This window comes from Suttonella indologenes (assembly GCF_900460215.1).
GTDB classification, from domain to species: domain Bacteria; phylum Pseudomonadota; class Gammaproteobacteria; order Cardiobacteriales; family Cardiobacteriaceae; genus Suttonella; species Suttonella indologenes.
This window is the reverse complement of record NZ_UHIA01000003.1, coordinates 713,502-731,514: the sequence shown is the minus strand read 5'-3', so window position 1 is coordinate 731,514 and position 18,013 is coordinate 713,502. Positions and strand designations below refer to the sequence as shown.

The 18,013-nt window shown below is 47.9% G+C and carries 20 protein-coding genes and 1 tRNA gene; 9 read left to right on the top strand and 12 right to left on the bottom strand.

The window, feature by feature from the left end; all coding sequences use genetic code 11:
• Positions 1-2: 2 nt before the first annotated feature.
• The 11 genes from DYC63_RS03935 to DYC63_RS03885 form a co-directional block, all read right to left on the bottom strand.
• Positions 3-326, bottom strand: coding sequence for a DUF1820 family protein (locus DYC63_RS03935; RefSeq protein ID WP_115218016.1), 324 nt, complete (start codon positions 324-326; stop codon positions 3-5).
• Positions 319-1,110: a 3'-5' exonuclease gene (locus DYC63_RS03930; protein WP_115218015.1), complete on the bottom strand. Its 792-nt coding sequence runs from the start codon at positions 1,108-1,110 to the stop codon at positions 319-321. Before DYC63_RS03930 ends, DYC63_RS03935 begins: the two co-directional genes overlap by 8 nt.
• On the bottom strand, positions 1,110-1,706 hold the full coding sequence (locus DYC63_RS03925; protein ID WP_115218014.1) for a YdbL family probable chaperone protein: 597 nt from the start codon (positions 1,704-1,706) through the stop codon (positions 1,110-1,112). Before DYC63_RS03925 ends, DYC63_RS03930 begins: the two co-directional genes overlap by 1 nt.
• A 12-nt stretch (positions 1,707-1,718) precedes the next feature.
• Complete coding sequence (efp, locus tag DYC63_RS03920; protein ID WP_115218013.1) at positions 1,719-2,288, bottom strand: elongation factor P; 570 nt, start codon at positions 2,286-2,288, stop codon at positions 1,719-1,721.
• 15 nt (positions 2,289-2,303) lie between these two features.
• Entirely contained in the window at positions 2,304-3,395 is a 1,092-nt protein-coding gene (gene ychF, locus DYC63_RS03915; protein ID WP_115218012.1) for a redox-regulated ATPase YchF, read from the bottom strand.
• Positions 3,396-3,461: 66 nt separating this feature from the next.
• Positions 3,462-4,040, bottom strand: a complete 579-nt coding sequence (gene pth / locus DYC63_RS03910; protein WP_115218011.1) for an aminoacyl-tRNA hydrolase — start codon at positions 4,038-4,040, stop codon at positions 3,462-3,464.
• Positions 4,041-4,045: 5 nt separating this feature from the next.
• Complete coding sequence (locus tag DYC63_RS03905) at positions 4,046-4,696, bottom strand: 50S ribosomal protein L25/general stress protein Ctc (RefSeq protein ID WP_115218010.1); 651 nt, start codon at positions 4,694-4,696, stop codon at positions 4,046-4,048.
• Between the two features lie 67 nt (positions 4,697-4,763).
• Positions 4,764-5,702, bottom strand: coding sequence for a ribose-phosphate pyrophosphokinase (locus DYC63_RS03900; protein WP_172459408.1), 939 nt, complete (start codon positions 5,700-5,702; stop codon positions 4,764-4,766).
• A 49-nt stretch (positions 5,703-5,751) separates the two neighbouring features.
• A tRNA-Gln gene (locus DYC63_RS03895) sits at positions 5,752-5,826 on the bottom strand.
• A 121-nt stretch (positions 5,827-5,947) separates the two neighbouring features.
• Positions 5,948-6,487 (bottom strand): outer membrane lipoprotein LolB, encoded by a 540-nt coding sequence (locus DYC63_RS03890; RefSeq protein WP_115218009.1) that lies wholly within the window; start codon positions 6,485-6,487, stop codon positions 5,948-5,950.
• Complete coding sequence (locus DYC63_RS03885; RefSeq protein ID WP_172459400.1) at positions 6,477-8,183, bottom strand: tetratricopeptide repeat protein; 1,707 nt, start codon at positions 8,181-8,183, stop codon at positions 6,477-6,479. Before DYC63_RS03885 ends, DYC63_RS03890 begins: the two co-directional genes overlap by 11 nt.
• A 50-nt stretch (positions 8,184-8,233) precedes the next feature.
• On the opposite strand from DYC63_RS03885, the gene hemA reads away from it, so the two are divergent.
• From hemA to gltS, 8 genes are all read left to right on the top strand, one after another.
• Positions 8,234-9,529: a glutamyl-tRNA reductase gene (hemA, locus tag DYC63_RS03880; protein WP_115218007.1), complete on the top strand. Its 1,296-nt coding sequence runs from the start codon at positions 8,234-8,236 to the stop codon at positions 9,527-9,529.
• Positions 9,529-10,614: a peptide chain release factor 1 gene (gene prfA / locus DYC63_RS03875; RefSeq protein WP_115218006.1), complete on the top strand. Its 1,086-nt coding sequence runs from the start codon at positions 9,529-9,531 to the stop codon at positions 10,612-10,614. The genes hemA and prfA overlap by 1 nt, the downstream gene beginning before the upstream one ends.
• Positions 10,614-11,438, top strand: a complete 825-nt coding sequence (gene prmC / locus DYC63_RS03870; RefSeq protein ID WP_115218005.1) for a peptide chain release factor N(5)-glutamine methyltransferase — start codon at positions 10,614-10,616, stop codon at positions 11,436-11,438. The genes prfA and prmC overlap by 1 nt, the downstream gene beginning before the upstream one ends.
• Before the next feature lie 159 nt (positions 11,439-11,597).
• Positions 11,598-12,326: an IclR family transcriptional regulator gene (locus DYC63_RS03865; protein WP_115218004.1), complete on the top strand. Its 729-nt coding sequence runs from the start codon at positions 11,598-11,600 to the stop codon at positions 12,324-12,326.
• 14 nt (positions 12,327-12,340) lie between these two features.
• Complete coding sequence (gene hutG / locus DYC63_RS03860) at positions 12,341-13,222, top strand: formimidoylglutamase (RefSeq protein WP_115218003.1); 882 nt, start codon at positions 12,341-12,343, stop codon at positions 13,220-13,222.
• A gap of 5 nt (positions 13,223-13,227) precedes the next feature.
• The gene (locus tag DYC63_RS12865; protein ID WP_112863885.1) at positions 13,228-13,530 is read left to right on the top strand and encodes an IS630 transposase-related protein; all 303 of its coding nucleotides are present in this window, start codon (positions 13,228-13,230) and stop codon (positions 13,528-13,530) included.
• Positions 13,491-14,066 carry an IS630 family transposase gene (locus DYC63_RS03850; RefSeq protein ID WP_112863887.1) on the top strand — a complete coding sequence of 192 codons (576 nt, stop codon included), beginning with the start codon at positions 13,491-13,493 and terminating at the stop codon, positions 14,064-14,066. The genes DYC63_RS12865 and DYC63_RS03850 overlap by 40 nt, the downstream gene beginning before the upstream one ends.
• A 110-nt stretch (positions 14,067-14,176) precedes the next feature.
• Positions 14,177-15,382, top strand: coding sequence for a sodium/glutamate symporter (gene gltS, locus DYC63_RS03845; protein ID WP_115218002.1), 1,206 nt, complete (start codon positions 14,177-14,179; stop codon positions 15,380-15,382).
• Between the two features lie 98 nt (positions 15,383-15,480).
• Here the strand turns inward: gltS and rlmKL are convergent, their stop codons facing one another.
• Positions 15,481-17,631 carry a bifunctional 23S rRNA (guanine(2069)-N(7))-methyltransferase RlmK/23S rRNA (guanine(2445)-N(2))-methyltransferase RlmL gene (gene rlmKL / locus DYC63_RS03840; protein WP_115218001.1) on the bottom strand — a complete coding sequence of 717 codons (2,151 nt, stop codon included), beginning with the start codon at positions 17,629-17,631 and terminating at the stop codon, positions 15,481-15,483.
• Between the two features lie 23 nt (positions 17,632-17,654).
• On the opposite strand from rlmKL, the gene DYC63_RS12365 reads away from it, so the two are divergent.
• Positions 17,655-17,996 carry a hypothetical protein gene (locus DYC63_RS12365; RefSeq protein WP_172459399.1) on the top strand — a complete coding sequence of 114 codons (342 nt, stop codon included), beginning with the start codon at positions 17,655-17,657 and terminating at the stop codon, positions 17,994-17,996.
• Positions 17,997-18,013 lie beyond the last annotated feature (17 nt).

Genomic DNA, 18,013 nt, shown 5'->3' with positions numbered 1-18,013 from the left:
GTTTAATGGCTTGCTTGCGGGAAATGGCGGATTTTACCGCTGTTTTGCGCGTCACTGATACGGCTTTCGCCGACTTGTTTGACTTGGTCTATGCGGATAACTTGGTAATAAGGAATAAAGGCGGTTTCCACCTGCCCGAATTCCAAGCTCAATTTTTCGGTGCGCGGATCGATAATCCTGCGGTTTTCCTCAAGAAAGGTAAAGCCTTCCAAACAGATAAAACCTGACATATCCGAAGGATAGACGTGACGAACAAATAAGTCGTAATGTTTGTCATCCGTTTTGAATTGCACGCGATAAATCACGTCTGCTTTTGAATCATACATGCCAGGCCTCTAAAAATTCCGTGATATGAGTGGCGCCGTTTTCCGACAGATGCTGCAAATAAGCGCGCAATTGGGCGATTTTTTCCTCGTATTCCGCCGGCTGCAATCTTCCGCGCAAAAGTTCAAAACGCAGGTAAACGCCGTAGGTATTGAGCACATCGGTTTCGCAGTAATCGCAGATTTTTTCTTTTTCGCCGTTTTGCCATAAGGTTTGCACTTGAGAACCGTCGGTATCGAGTTTTCCCGGCAAAGCGCAGAGTTTCGCCACATCATTTAAAGAGGCGCGCGTATTAGCTTGATAGCCGGACAGTACGTCCATCATGTCAATATGCCGCCAATGAAAACGGCTGATGTAGTTGTTGTAGCGGAATTGATTGTCTTGCTCGCCGATTTCAAAATATGCCGGCGCACTAATGCCGTGAAATAAGGCACGGTAATGCAAAACGGGCAAATCAAATCCGCTACCGTTCCAGCTCACTAATGTAGGCAATGTTTTATCAATGCCGGCAAAAAAGCGGGCAATCAGGCTTTGCTCCGTTTCGTTTTCCCGCCCCAAGCTCCATAATTTGATTTTATTGCCGCTCAACAGCAATAAAGAAATCGTCACCACTTTATGCAGATGATGGCGGTAAAACGTGCTTCCGTTTTCCGCCAAGCGCTCATTATTCATGATGGCGACAATCTCGTTTTCGCTTAAATCCTCGGGCAGCCGATGCAATAAACGATAACCGTCGCAATCAGCGACGGTTTCAATATCAAAAATTAGGACGTTATTATCTAGCATTATTTCTGCTTCCAGCCGCCGCTTTCTACCCACCAGCCGCTTTCCGCCTGCTCAATCCAGCGTTGGGCAAATACTTGGCGGATTTGATCCGCCCAACCGGGCTGATTATTGGCTTTGGCAATCGCCGCATATAGCGCTTTGCGGTCGGCATTTTCTGCGTTGACCAATTGCTGCGCTTGTCCGCGCTCGGACATCGGCACGACAGAAGCATCGCGCAAAACCACGTAGCCATTGTCTGCAAAACCGATGGCGCCTGAAGCATAGTAAGGACGGATTTTGCCAAATCGCGCGCTCATCCGCGATTTAATCGCAGAAATCTCGGCAGAATTGGCATTGAAGTCGATGTCTTGCGCATAGGCCGTGCGGCTTGACATACTCACTACCGCCACTAATGCACGCCGCATCGGTTCATCCCAATGCCTATCATTGCTTGCTTGCGGCGGTAGCGGCGCATTTTTCGCACCCTGCCAAATATCTTCAATGATTTGATCCGCCGCTTTTCCCGCGGCAGCCGCAGGGAAATAGATATTAACGGTGACACAAGCCGCTAATACCAATAGCAGCACCAGCCATGAACTTCTTTTCAGCGCAAGCATATTCGCCTCCGTTTATTCTTTTGCACGACCTAAATATTCGCCGCTGCGGGTATCGATTTTAATCACATCGCCGATGTTCAAGAACAATGGCACACGCACCACCGCACCGGTTTCAATCGTCGCCGGTTTGCCGCCACCGCCGGAAGTATCGCCGCGCAAGCCGGGATCGGTATCAATGATTTTGCGCTCGATAAAATTCGGTGCGGTTACGCTGATGATATTGCCGTTCCATAATACGACGGTGCATTCATCCTGTTCTTTCAGCCATTTTTCCACATCTTCAATCGCACTTTGCGGCGCCGGCAGTTGCTCGAAAGTTTCCGCATTCATGAAATACCAATTGTCGCCGTCTTTATACAAATATTGCATATTGGTTTCCATGACGTCCGCCGCTTCAACCGTATCGCCGGACTTAAAAGTACGCTCAATCACGCGTCCTGTTTTTAAATTACGCACTTTAGTACGCGTAAAGGCCTGTCCTTTGCCCGGTTTGACGAATTCGTTTTCAACGATGCTGTAAGGATCGCCGTCCAGCATAATTTTTAATCCGCCGCGAAAATCATTAGTTGAATAATTTGCCATAAAATTTCTCACTTATTACACATTAAAACGAAAATGTATCACATCGCCTTCATTGACGTGATAATCCTTGCCTTCCAAACGCCATTTTCCTGCTTCTTTCGCGCCTTGTTCGCCACGACAAGCAACAAAATCCTCATAAGCAATCACTTCCGCACGAATAAATCCGCGCTCGAAATCGCTGTGAATCACGCCCGCCGCTTGCGGCGCAGTCGCGTTTTTCGGCATTGTCCAAGCTCGCACTTCCTGCACGCCGGCAGTGAAATACGTTCCCAAATCCAATAACTCATAACCCGCGCGAATTACGCGGTTCAATCCCGGTTCTTCCAAACCGTATTCGCCCAATAATTCCGCCTGCTCTTCCGGCTCCAATTGGGATAATTCCGCCTCAATCGCCGCACAGACTTCTACGACCACCGCATTCGTTTGCGCTGCTTTGGTATACACCGCTTTCACATGCGGATTATCCGGTGAATTGTCCTCCGCCACATTCGCCACATACATCATGGGCTTCATCGTCAGCAAGAAAAACTCGCGCGCTGCGGCTTTTTCCTCATCGCTAAGCGGATAAGTACGCGCCAACTCGCCGTTTTCCAAATGCGGTAGCAGTTTAGCGATAATCTCTAATTTCAGCTTGGCATCCTTATCGCCGCCCTTGGCAATACGCCCTAAGCGTTGCTGCGCCTTCTCCAAAGAAGCCATATCGGCTAAAATCAGCTCGGATTCAATGACCTGAATGTCATTTAAGGGGTTAACTTCCCCCGCCACATGCACCACATCATCATTTTCAAAACAACGCACCACTTGGGCAATCGCATCCGTCTCGCGGATATTGGCTAAAAATTGGTTTCCCAAGCCCTCGCCTTTTGAGGCTCCGGCTACCAAACCGGCAATATCCACAAATTCCATGGTTGCCGGCAAAATGCGCTGCGGATTAACGATTTCCGCCAATGCTTTCAAGCGCAGATCAGGCACATGCACAATGCCCGTATTAGGCTCAATCGTACAAAAGGGATAATTTTGCGCATCAATACCTGCATTAGTTAAGGCATTAAATAAGGTCGATTTCCCCACATTCGGCAAACCGACAATGCCACAATTAAAACCCATGACTGCTCCTTCTCATTTTTCATTCATTTAAGCACGTAAAAAACATCAAGAGGTTTCATATGAAACCTAGGCATTTTCCGTGTGCAAAAAAAGCATGGCTTTTTCCAAGCTCTCTTTCTGACAAATTTCTATTGCCCGCAATGCCCGAACAATGCCCGCATCAATTTTTTCGCGCCCTTCTTTGCCGGGTGCCTTCAAAACATAATGCACCACCTGCGAACGATCGCCGGGATGATCAATGCCTAAGCGTAAGCGCAGAAATTCCCGAGAATCTAATGCCGCAATAATATCACGCAAACCGTTATGTCCGCCATGACCGCCGCCTTGCTTAAGCTTGGCAGCGCCTTCGGGCAAATCCAACTCATCATGTACCACTAAGATTTCATCGGCGCTGAGATTATAAAAATTCGCCAATGACGCCACAGATTTACCGCTTGCATTCATAAAGGTTTGCGGCATTAGTAAATGAAGCGGTTTATTCGCAAGCAAGATTTTGCAGTATTGCGCAAAGAATTTTTTTTCTTCGCGCCATTGTGCGCCTCCAGAAATACGCGCCAGCTCTTCCAATAACCAAAAACCCGCATTATGGCGGGTTTTTTGGTACTGTTCACCTGGATTTCCCAAGCCAACAATGAGCTTAATCATCTAGATTATTCAGCGTCATCCGCATCAGCAGCTTCTTCTTCAGCACTTGTGCTAGATGCGCCGCCCGCAGGACGTAAAATGCTTGCAATCACTAATTGCGACAATTCATCTTCGCTCAATTCGCCTGCAACGCGTACGCCCTCAGGGAATTTAATATCTTTTGCGGTAATCGATTCGCCGACTTCTAAATTGCCTACATCCACTTCGATGTATTCAGGCAAATGACGCGGACGGCAAACAACGTCCAAGCTGGTTAATACGCGAGACAATACGCCGCCGGCAACGACGCCGGGAATTTTTTCGTCATTGATGAAATGCAATGCCACGCTTGCATGCAATTCTTGACCGCGCACGATGCGTTGGAAATCAAAATGTTGGAACAAAGGCTTGTAAACGTGGTGCTGCACATCGCGCACTAAGATTTCTTGTTCTTCTTCGCCTTCAATTTTCAAATTAATGATTTGAGAGAAAAAGCTGTCGTGCTTAGCATTTTTTTGCAATTCATCTTGCTTGATAGCAATGCTTTTCGGATCGGCATTACCGCCATAAACAATAGCAGGAACCCAACCCTCGCGACGCAGGCGGCGGCTCGCACCTTTCCCTTCATCTGTACGCACAACAGCATGTAGCGTATAGCGATATTCTTGATTTGACATTAAATATACTCCAAGTTTAAAAAAGGGTACTTGCGACCAGTACCCTATGAAATTCGCTATTTATAGATTAATCGATAAATAGCGAAGAAATCGATTCTTCAACATGTACGCGGCGAATGCTTTCCGCCACCAATCCCGCAATAGATAATACGCGGATTTTTTTACATTCCTTCGCATCTTCGCGCAAAGGAATCGAATCTGCCACGACTAATTCATCCAAACCGGAATTATTAATATTGCTGACCGCATTGCCCGATAAAACGGCATGCGTGCAATAAGCGACTACGCTGCGTGCGCCGCGCTCTTTTAAAGCGGTTGCGCTGTTAGACAATGTGCCTGCGGTATCCACCATATCGTCAACAATAATGCAATCGCAGCCGGTAATATCGTCGCCGATAATGTTCATAATTTCCGATTCGTTCGGACGCGGACGACGTTTATCGACAATCGCCAATTTTGTGCCCACGCGTTTGGCAATCGCCCGTGCACGCACCACACCGCCGATATCGGGTGACACGACCACAGGGGATTTGAAATCCTGCGATAAAATATCGTTTAGAATAATCGGCGTTGCATAAATATTATCGACAGGGAAATCAAAGAAGCCTTGAATTTGATCGGCATGCAGGTCGAGCGTCATCACACGGTCAATCCCGACGCTGGCAATCATATTGGCAATGACTTTGGCAGAAATCGGCACGCGGGCAGAACGCGGACGACGGTCTTGGCGCGAATAACCGAAATACGGCATAACGGCTGTGATACGGTTTGCTGAAGAGCGGCGCAGTGCATCGCTTAAAATCAGCAGTTCCATGACGCTGTCGTTAGTCGGATGACAAGTCGGCTGAATGATAAAGACGTCTTTTCCGCGGACGTTTTCACGGATTTCGACTTGAATTTCGCCATCTGAAAATTTACTGACGCTGGCATTGCCTAATGGCAAACCAAGGTGCTGAACAATTTGACGAGCTAATTGTGGATTAGCATTGCCCGTAAAAACGGTCATACTGCCTCTTGACACGGCAACCACCCATTTTTGATGATGACTAGGAAATTGGCTGGGGCGGCAGGATTCGAACCTACGCATGCCAGGATCAAAACCTGGTGCCTTACCGCTTGGCGACGCCCCAATTAATCTTTTTTTGAGACTCTCGAGCAATTCGAGAGAGTGCTATTATACGAACTTTTTCCTCGGGCGCAAGTTTTTTGCAAACTTTTTTCTCTCTTTTGTCGAGGCAAGAATTTTAAACCTTAAAATACAGCCACATGATTGACTAAGATGCGCAGATAATAATCTTTTTGCCGCATGGTCAGGCGGCGATAATATTGTCCCTGCCATTGATCGACTTCGATTTGCCAGCCGTCCGCGGTAAATTTCGCTTTATCCTGCGGCGCAAACAGCCATTCGCGCAATTTTTCCACAGGAATAGGCAGTCCGAGTTCTTGGGCTAATTGCGCATGGCTGATTTCTCTTTCTCCGGAACGGTCGTGCAGACGGATGCTTTGTTTTTGATAGGTAATTTTTAATGCTTCCTGTCCTGTCGGGTCGTATAAAGAGAGTTCGTCAATCGGCGCTTTATGCAGCCAATGCAAATTAGCGCTGAATGCCTCTTCTTTGCAGCCGCGATATTCGTCGCAGCGCGGGAAACGCAGCGCTACCTTGCCGTCAGCGGCAAAATTGCCGATTTTAAAAGCGGATTGCGTGAATGTTTTTTCTTCAAACCCGCTGCTACAGCCTTGCAATACGGCAAACGCCAAGCAGCTCATCAGGCAATAATGCTTAATGTTCATCGGCTAGTCCTAAACGTTGTCCTATTTCGATTAGATGGGGATTATTGGGCTGTCCCCGCATTTCGTTTTGATACACTTCTCTTGCCAAGTCTTTTTTATCGTTTGCCGCCAGAATTTCCACATAATGTGCGGCAATTTCGTTTTTCCGATAAGCGGCATAGGCGCGCTGCGACCATTTCAAGGCTTCTTGGCTTTTGCCTTGTCGATACAAAAGCCAGGCATAGCTGTCTTGAATCGCCGGAGAATCGGGGTATTGAGCAATTGCTTTCTCTATCATGACCGCCGCTTCCTGCCGACGCTCGGTTTGCGTGAGCAAGAGGTAGCCGTAGGCATTCAAGGCATCGATATTCGCCGCATCAAGGGCTAGGATTTCCTGATAAGCGCTTTCTGCCGCCGCCGCATCGCCGCTCATGCTGAGATGCTCGGCTTGGGCATAGAGCAAATCGATTTGCCTGGGATAATCTTGCAGGGCGGCGTGTAAGACGGCTTGCGCTTGCGCAAATTTCTTCGCTTGGTCTAATTGCGTGATTTCAACCAAATACATTTCCAGCGCATAGTCCGAAAATTCCTTGCGCATTTCCGCAAAGGCTTGCTGCGCCTGCGCAATCCGTTTTTCTTCAAACAGCATTAAAGATTGCTGCTGCCTTGCCAACATATATAGACGTGAATCCGCGGGGATGCTTTGCAGCCATGTGCGTGCCGCGTCGTTTTTACCGGCGGCGATGGCAGCCTGCCCCATTTGAAAGGCGAATTGACTGTCTTCGATAATGTCGTGTTCGAGCAGATAGCGGTAGGATTTTTCCGCCATCGCATAATTTTTGCTATTGGCGTACAGCCAAGCGATGAGCTCTTGAATACGCGGTTCGCCGGGGACATTTTTATCCCAACGCCGCGCCAATTCCAGCGCATCTTCCCATTGGTAATATTCCACCAGCATATCGATTTCTGTGGATAACAAACTACTGTCTTCAGGATAGCGCTTGCGCAGATTCGCCATCATATGGCGCGCTTCTTTCAGCGCGCCGATGCTGGACAAGGCTTTCGCCTGCATAATTTCCAGCTGTCGCCACTGCTTGTCAATCATTAAGGCATGATTAAAGGCGTCTATCGCCAAATCGATTTGTCCCTGCTCGCTGGCGTGGATACCAAGGTAATAATATAAGAAGGGATTATCGGGAAAGGCTTTGCTCAAGCGCTGCAGTATCGAAACGCGGTTATTGCCATCATTCAAATAGCTCAGCAGACGGCTAATTTGGGCGATGTTCTGCGGACCGGCATCGGTTGATAAGACCGCCAACATTTCCGCATAGGCGCTTTCCACGTCGTTTTTCATCAGCAGGGCGCGCATCAATGCCAAATGCGCCTCGCTGTCTTGCGGATAGGCGGCGACCCAATGTCGGGCGATTTCCGCCGCGCGTTCTATATATAAGGCGCTGATTGCCAAATCGTAGGTGTAATTAAAGGCTTCATATTGTTTGCTTTGTTCGGCGACATCGGCAATTGAGCGGATGGCGTCTTGGTAATCGTCGGCTTGTTTAGCAAAATTTGAGGTCAGCGCGTTAAACAGCCAATGCGAAGAACTTTGCCAAGCAGGCACCTGCGGTATTTTTTCGGCATTTTGAGATGTTAGCGTATTGGCATATAATGAGCCGCTTAATAAGAGCGCGCTATACGCGGCACGTTTTAGAAAAAACAAACTGTCTCCAAATCGTTGAGCAAACGAGAAAGCATAAATCATACGCTATCATGAGCCATTTCGCATTACCAACCGCTGTTTTTGAAGCACCACATATCGCCAGTTTCGGCTTAAATCATCAAACTGCCAATATGGCGGTGCGCGAACAGCTTGCCTTTTCGCCGCAGCAGGCGGCGGAAATTCTCGCGCAAATGCGTCATGATTTTCCGCAGACGGAAATCGCTCTGCTTGCCACCTGCAATCGCACGGAATGGTATTTGTGCAGCAGCGAGCATCTGCCCAATATCGGACAATGGCTGACCAGCCAAGGCTATCTTCAGACGGAACAAGTGCAAAGCAATACCTTTTACTATCAAGACCGCCATGCGGTGCGGCATCTGTATCGCGTCGCCTGCGGCTTGGACTCTTTAATTTTAGGCGAGCCGCAAATTCTCGGACAACTCAAATCCGCCTACCGTCTCGCAAAAGCACAAGGCACCTTAGGCTCGGCGCTGGAACGTTTGTTTCAGCAAAGTTTTGCCGTTGCCAAGCAAATCCGCCACAGCACCGCCATCGGCGAAAATCCCGTTTCCGTTGCTTATGCCGGCGTCAAACTCACGCATCAATTCTTTGACGATCATCCGCAGCGCTGCGCGCTGATTATCGGCGCCGGCGAAACGGGACAATTGGTGGCACGCTATCTGCGCGATTTAAACCTCAAACGGATTATTATCGCCAATCGCAGCCTAAACAATGCCCAAACATTGGCGGAAGAAGTGGGCGGCTATGCCATCAGTTTGGCGCAAATCAGCGAGCATCTGCATGAAGCGGATATGATTTTCGGCGCGGCACAAATGGACGAACTGATACTGAATAATGCCCATCTTCAGCAATCTCTGAAAAAACGCCGTCATGCCTTTCAAGTATTGGTAGATTTGTCCCTGCCGCGCATTTTCGACAATGACATCGAGCAATTGGAAAACGCCTTTTTATACGGCATCGACGATTTAGAGCAAATTATTGATGTGAACCGCGAAAACCGCCAAAAAGCGGCACGGCAGGCGGAAGTGATGATTAATCTGCACAGCGACGACTTCATCGGCTGGCTGAATTCCAAGCCGCAGCAACTGCTTATCCGCCAAATCCGCCAGCAAGCCGATGTCTACCGCCAAGAATTGCTCGGCGAAGCCTACCGCCGCCTTGCTTTGGGCGAAGACCCCGCACTCATCATCGAACAAATGAGCTACAAACTGACCAATAAACTCCTCCATTCCCCCAGTGCGATGATTCACGCCATACCGCCCAATCACAAAGAATGGCTGGCAATCATGGCAGACACCTTTGATAAAGAAAGAAATAATCACTAATGCATCCATCTATCCGCACCCGCTTAAGCGAAATCCAAGAACGCTACGAAGAACTCAACGCCCTGCTTGCCGATGAGCAAACCGTTGCCAATCCCGATTTATTGCGCAAATACAGCCAAGAACATGCGCAAATCTCGCCCATCGTGGAAACGCTCGGCGAACTGCAAGCCCTAGAAGCCGAAAAAAACGATTTGGCAGAACTCGCCGGCGATGCGGAAATGCGCGACTATGTGCGTGAAGAAATCCCGAAAAACACCGCCGCCATCGAAGCCTGCGAACACCGTCTTGAGCGCCTCATGATTCCGCAAGACCCCTTGGACAGCGCGGACGTCTTCCTTGAAATCCGCGCCGGCACGGGCGGTGACGAAGCCGCTATCTTTGCCGGCGATTTATTCCGCATGTATTCCAAATTTGCCGAACTGCAAGGCTGGCGCGTAGAAATCCTCTCTGAAAATGCCGGCGAACACGGCGGTTATAAAGAAATCATCTGCCGCATCAGCGGCGAACGCGTCTATTCCACCTTGAAATACGAATCCGGCGCACACCGTGTGCAACGCGTTCCCGAAACCGAGTCCAGCGGACGTATTCACACCTCCGCCGCCACTGTCGCCATACTGCCGGAAAGCGAAGAAATTGCCGATATCGACATCAATCCGGCGGATCTGCGCATCGACACCTACCGCTCAAGCGGCGCCGGCGGACAGCACGTCAATAAAACCGACTCCGCCATCCGCATTACCCATATTCCCAGCGGTCTTGTGGTCGAATGCCAAGAAGAACGCTCGCAGCACAAAAACCGCGCCAAAGCCATGCGTCTGCTGCAAGCCCGCTTACTCGACGCCGAACGGCAAGCCGCCCAATCGCAGCAAGCGGCGGAGCGCAAAAACCTTGTCGGTTCGGGCGATCGTAGCGAACGCATCCGCACCTACAACTACCCGCAAAGCCGCGTAACCGATCACCGCATCAACCTCACGCTCTACAGTTTGGCGGAAATTATGGAAGGCGCCTTGCAGCAAATCACGCAGCCTCTGCAACAAGAACAAGAAACCCAAGCCCTGCTCGCCCTACAAAGCGAAACGCGCTGATGCAGCCCCTAGCATGGCGGCAAAGCAATCTGTGCCGCCTCAATACGGACAACCCTGATTATGAACTCAGCCTCCTGCTGGAACATATCACAGGCTTGAACAATGTCCAGCAACGCATCAGCAGCCGTCCGCTTAGTGCCGAAGAATTGCAGCGTTTAGAAACATACCTTCTGCGCCGCATCGCCGGCGAACCTATGGCGTACATCCTCGGCACACAAGCCTTCTACGACATCGAACTGCGCGTCAATCCGCATACCTTGATTCCGCGCCCCGACACCGAAATTCTCGTCGAAGCCGCCTTAGAAAAAATTCCTCACGACGCCGCATGGCAGATTGCCGACCTCGGCACCGGCAGCGGCGCTATCGCCATCAGCATTGCCAAACACCGCCCGCACTGCCGCCTCATTGCCGTCGATAAGAGCATCGCCGCACTGCAAACCGCTGCCGAAAACGCCCTGCTCAATAAGGTAGATAACATTCAATTTATCTGTGCAAACTGGCTGGACTGCTTTGCCGCGCAATCCTTCACAGTCATTCTCAGCAATCCGCCCTATATCGCGGCAAACGACTCACATTTGCCCGCATTGCAATATGAACCGCAAAGCGCACTTATCGCCGCCAATCAAGGACTGGCAGATTTACAGCACATCATTCAAGACGCCGAGCAAAAATTGACAACACAAGGCTATTTGATTGTAGAACACGGTTGGCAGCAAGCCGCTGCCTTACAGACATTCGCCGCCCAAAGCGGCAAATGGCAAGATATCCATAGCCGCAAAGATTACGGCGGCAATGAACGCATTACCCTAATGCAAAAATCCTAAATTATTGTTCCCATAATTGAGGGATTGAAAAAATATTAAAGCATCCGCGTAAGAAATAAGTTTATTTTCGAGATTTTCGGCTATATTTTCTCATAAGATGAGAAAAACACTTGTCCAGAAAATCGTGTATTGCTATGTTTTCCATGAGAGGAAAACATCATGAACAGTTTGCATAGAGCCCTAGCTATTCTGAATTTTATCGCCGGACAAGACAATCCTGTCTCGCCAAAAGAGATTGCTGCTCATTTATCTATCCCGCTTTCTACGGTTTATCGTCTGCTGCATATTCTTAAAACATGGGAAATGATCACTTATGCGCAGACTTACGGCACATACACCGTTGGTGCGCATAGTTTAAAAACCACAGATAAATATTACCGTCACAGCCTGCTGTTCAGGCAGCTTCGTCCTTTTATGGCAAAGTTATCCACAAACTGCAAAGAAACCGTTGCTTTGCTGGTAGGCAATTTACAAGAAACCATTTGCGTAGATATTATTGAAGCGGAGCGAACCTTGCGTTGCTCATTTGAAATAGGCAAAAGCAATACCTTATTGCGCGGCGCAAGCGGCAAAACCTTTTTGGCTTTTTGTGCAGAAGAATACCGCAATACCATTTTACACATGCCCAATATACCTCTTGATACCGATTCATCCCAACATTTGCAACAAGAACTCGCCCAAATTCGCCAACAAGGTTTTGCCTGTTCTACAGGTGAAATTGATGAAGGAGTATTCGGCGTCTCTGCACCGATTTTCTATCGCGGCGAATTATTGGCGGTACTAACCATCATGGCGCCGGCTTTCCGCGCATCGGCACAGCAATCTTTTCTAAGTGCTCAAGTCTGCAAAACCGCTGCACAAATGAGCAATTGGCTCAATGGAGAATAAACAAAGGAACAACTATGAATACTAAAGCAAAATCAATTTGGCAAGGACGATTTGACGGCGAAGGAGAAGAGCATCGCCGCTTCTATCAGGCAATATCGGCACAGACTGATGTGGATTTTTCTCTATTCGGCTTTGCCTGCGACGAAGGCGTGCGTCGCAATCAAGGGCGCATCGGTGCAGCGGCCGCACCTGATGCCATCCGCCGCCAATTGGCAAATTTTGCGCTGCATCACAATATCCGCATTACCGATAAAGGCAATGTTTCTTGCGAACAAGGTGATTTAGAAGGCGCTCAATCCGTACTTGCTCAAAAAATCACAGATACCTTGGCGTATCATTCCATGCCCATTATTTTCGGCGGCGGTCATGAAGTTGCCTTTGCCAGTTTTAAGGGTTTGTTTGACTACCTGCAAACACAGCCGCAGACAGGCAATATCGGCATTATCAATATCGATGCCCATTTTGATTTGCGCCAGTCCGATACCGCTTCTTCAGGCACGCCTTTTCTACAAGCCGCACAGATTTTGCAGCAAGCAGGAAAAAGCTTTCATTATCTATGCCTAGGTATCGCCCGACACAGCAATACCGCCGCTTTATTTCAGACCGCATCTGCAGTCAATTGCCGCTATCTTCTAGATAAAGAAATAACATTAATGAATCTAACTTTTCTAAAACAACAATTGGAGGACTTCATCAGCCCATTAGATCATCTTTATTTGAGTATAGACCTAGATGCGTTCCCTAGCAGCATCGCACCGGGTGTCAGTGCAACTGCTGCTCGCGGCATTGATTTAGCCGCCACGGAACATGTATTAGAAATTATTTGTCAAAGCGGCAAACTGCGTTTATTCGATATCGCCGAATATAGTCAAGGAATCAAAAAACAGTTACACTAAAACTTATGGCATACTCAAAAGATTACAGACAAATGATATTGAACAAGCTGGCATCAGGTCATAGCTACAGAAAGCTTGTTGAAGAATATCGACTCAGCGCAACAACTATTCAACGTTGGAAGAAAAGCATAGAACGCAAGAAGTACGAACGCAAACCGGCAAAAATCGATAATGAAGCTTTAATGGCTGACGTCCAAGCTTATCCTGATGACTATTGCTATGAACGGGCAAGACGCTTTAACTGTAGCGACAGAGCTATTGCCATAGCATTAAAACGTGTCGGCATTACTCGAAAAAAAAGACCTTAATTCATCCGAAAGCAGACAAACAACAGCGCCTATTATTTCTTAAGCAGTTAGCGGCATTTGAAGCTGAAGGCAGAACCCTGATTTACTTAGATGAAAGCGGCTTTAAATCTCATGAGAACAGAGCTTACGGCTATTCCCACAAAGGCTGTCCTTGTTTAGGAAAGTACAACTGGCAACTCAAGAATCAAAGCAATGCTATTGGGGCAATACATAAGAACAAGTTGTTTGCGGTAGGGCTTTACGATTGCAGTATTAATAGTGATGTATTTCATTGTTGGGTAGAAGAATTGCTGTTAACACAATTGCCTGAAAACAGCGTCATTATTATGGACAATGCCAGCTTTCACAAAAGACAGGATACCCAAGAGCTTATTGCAGATGCGGGACATCATATTTTATGGCTGCCGCCATACAGTCCGGATCTGAACCCAATCGAGAAAATGTGGGCTTGGCTTAAACGTAAACGCAAGGATTGGCGATTAAATTGCATCGATAAACTATTCTTTTACTTCTTGTGGATTTGTAACTCTTTTTGATTTCCTTGACTATATAATCCTCAATTCGATATCGAACATAGAACCGCAAAACTTGCCGCCTATTTAACCTATCAACTGATCACTTATTTACAAACACAGGAGAAATAGCGATGAACAGCCTTCATTTCGATAGTTTAAGTACACTTTTTATCAGCATACTATGCCTTCTTTTAGGCATTCACTTGAAAAAACGCATTCGATTTTTGCAAAAATTCTGCATCCCCTCGCCCGTCATCGGCGGCTTTCTCATCAGCATACTCATCTGGCTGCTACGTTCTGCCGACCTATTGGAAGTGAGTTTTGAAACCAGTCTACAAAGCATATTGATGGTGGCATTTTTCACCACCGTCGGCATGGAAGGCAGTTTAAAAATTTTACGCAGCGGCGATAAAACCCTGTTTATTTATCTAGGCATTTGTTGGACGGTAGCGCTATTTCAAAACAGCTTCGGCGCAGCACTTGCCGCACTTCTCGGCGAAAATCCTGTAATCGGCGTCATGGCAGGCTCCGTATCTTTAACCGGCGGGCACGGCGGTGCGGCAACATTCGGCGGTATGGCAGAAGAATTGGGTGTTGCTTCTGCCAGCGTAGCCGCTATTAGCGCCGCCACTTTCGGACTGATTGCCGGCAGTTTGCTCGGCGGACCGATGGCACATTTTTTAATCCGCAAGCATCGTATTAACCCACAAACAAATGCGGAAAAACCTGATGTCGTCAAAGAAAATCTACTTCCCCAAGTCAAGGATATTGATGTTCATGCCTTTTTAAAGATGCTGGCACTCATCTTAGGCATTATGGTCGTGGGAGGATACGCCTCCGCATGGTTTACCAAATTAACCGACTTTACGCTGCCTGCTTACGTCGGCGCAATGCTCATTGCCATTATTGTGCGCAATCTTAATGATTACTTGGGTTGGTTTACATTCCGCGAATCTTCCGTGAATTTAATTTCGGAAGTTTCTTTAGGCTTATTTTTAAGCATGGCGATGATTTCACTTAAAATCTGGCAATTGCAAAGTATTGCATTTTCATTGTTTTTCATTTTATTTTTACAAACGGCAGCCTTAAGTGTCTTTGTTGTTTTTGTCGTATTCCGCTTATTAGGCAAAAATTACGATGCCGCCGTAATGTGCGCCGGCTTAATGGGGCACGGCTTAGGCGCTACTCCAAACGGTATGGCAAATATGTCGGCAGTTTGCGAACGCTATCAAGCCAATTCCACCAAGGCATTCATGATCGTTCCGCTCAGCGGCGCCGTCTTGATTGACATTGTCGCCATCCCTTATCACACCTATCTGATTAATCTCTTTACATAAACCTTTTACCTGCACTACAGCATATTTTAAGCCTTGTAGTGCAGGACTTTTCAAGCAAAACATGTCGATATGTCCGCCTCTCACAGCAGCACGAGAACTTATTGATGCCGGATTTTCCACACGCGATGAATGCGCGGATTGCGCTCAAAGTCCTTATCGATGGTTGCGGTACTAATTTCCTTAAGCTGAAATGCCGCCAATGCCGCCTCATCTAATTTAAAACCGCGGTAATTATTAGAAAAATACAAAATCCCGTCTTTAGCCAAACGCTGCATGGCTAATTCAATCAATGCCACATGATGTTTTTGCACATCAAATAAGCGGTTTTCTTTTTTGGTATTGGAAAAGGTCGGCGGATCGCAGAAGATAAGATCGTATTGGTCCTGCCCTTTTGCCAACCATTCCATCACATCGGCTTTGACCAAGCGATGCTCGGAACCCAAAGCATTCAAATGAAAATTATCCTGCGCCCAATCCAGATATTTGCCCGACAAATCAACGCTGGTGCTGTATCGCGCACCGCCTAATGCCGCATGCACGCTGGCGGAAGCGGTATAGCAAAACAGATTCAAAAAGCGTTTGCCCTGCGCTTCTTTTGCCAGCATCAGACGCATGGGGCGGTGGTCCAAAAACAAACCCACATCCAAATAATCGCGCAAATTCACGAGAAAATTCGCCCGCCCTTCCTGCACCATCAGTCGCTGCTCGCTATCATCTAATTTTTCGTACTGCTTATTGCCCGATTGCCGCTCCCGCGTTTTTAAAACGATATTTTCCGGCGCAAAGCCGCTGGCGACAGGCAGAGCCTGCAAGACATCAAATAAACGCTGCTGCGCTTTTTCCTTGGGGATCTCTTTAGGTGCGGCATACTCCTGCACCAGCAAATGTTCGCCGTAAACATCTATCGCAAAAGCATATTCAGGCAAATCTTTATCATAAATGCGGTAAGCATTTGTCGGCACATTCGCCGCCCATTTTTTTAATTTGCCGAGATTTTTTTGCAGACGGTTGGCAAACATTTGCGCCACCTCCGACAAAGCGCTCGGTGCGTCCTCCAGTACCGCTTCTCGTATTTCTTGAGCATCTTCGGGCTGCTGCGCACGCTCATAAAGCAGAATCTTACCCTCCAAAGCACCGTTGAAAATTTGATACTGCCGCTGCGCACGCAATTTCAATCGTTTTAGCAATGCTTCATTAGAAGCGATTAAAGTCATTGTCCAATCATCGGGAAAGGTTTTGAAAGCCTGTCCGATATGCGCATACAGCGGCACCAAATCCGTAATCTCACCCAAACGTTCGCCATAAGGCGGATTGGAAACGATAAACCCTACTTCTCCATAGGCTTTTTCAAAACGAAAATGCTCCACAGCGCGCGTTTCAAAATGAATATATTTTGCCAAACCTGCCGACTCGGCATTCTTCCTTGCTGCCGCCAAGACTTGCGCATCGCTATCGAAGCCGTAAAATTTATGGGAAAAATGTTTCAGCCCTTCTTCCGCCCGCGCCTGCGCTTCGCCGAGCAGTTGCCGCCAATGACTGGGACGGTGCTGCTGCCATTGTTCAAATCCGAATTTCTGACGCTTTAAGCCCGGTGCGATATCCGCCGCCATCATCAAGGCTTCCAGCAACAAAGTACCTGCGCCGCACATAGGATCAATCAAAGTCTTTTTCGCTTGCGCCTGCTCATGCCATTTGCCGCGATACAGCATCGCCGCCGCTAAAGTCTCGCGAATGGGCGCTTTCCCCTGCCATTGACGATAACCGCGCTCATGCAATGCGCCGCCGGAAACATCCAAAGCCAGCGTTACTCTTCCACGTTGCAGATGGGCATCAATGCGAATATCAGGGTTGTCCGTATCGACATCGGGACGGCGTTTATAATATTCCCGCAACCTATCCACCACCGCATCTTTGACTTTCAGTGCGCCGAATTGCGTATTGCGAATGCCCTGCCCCGTGCCTGAAAAGCGAATCGCAAAACGCGTATCCGCCGACAAATGTTCCGTCCAATCGATTGTATAAGCCCCTGCGTATAAATCCTCGGGCGAAGCCATGTCATATTCCGTCAAGACCAACAGCACGCGGCTTGCCACTCTTGACCACAAACACAGACGATATGCCGTTAGCTCATCGCCCTCGCCCGAAACCACCGCCACACCGATTTTACTATTTTGCAAACCCAGCGTATCCGCCTCCGCTTGCAACACCTGCTCTGTCCCCTTTGCACAAGGAAGAATAATCTTATACATGCTTTTCCTAAATATAATGACATTTGCTTGAACGCAAAGCCCAGTATGATACCGCAATCTCAGGAAAAACTTTATCCTCTATGGAAAATCTCATACTCAATCCCCAAATAAAATCGAACAGCTTTTTATCTAAGAAATTTGTTCCACATAGGGAAATAAAAACTCAGTTTCATGTGAAACGCGTCAAATCTCCTCAAACAACTTTACTCCCTCTTGAGTTGTCAAACCAAGCTGTTAAAGTCGAAGAATTGAAAAAATATCACTCTATTGCCTCGCCTTGCCGCACACTAAATATGATGCTCCATACACTTTATACTGGCCGCGCTTCCGTTTTCACCCCAACTTTTCAGATTCCTCAGATATAGATAAAAATACTCGAAAA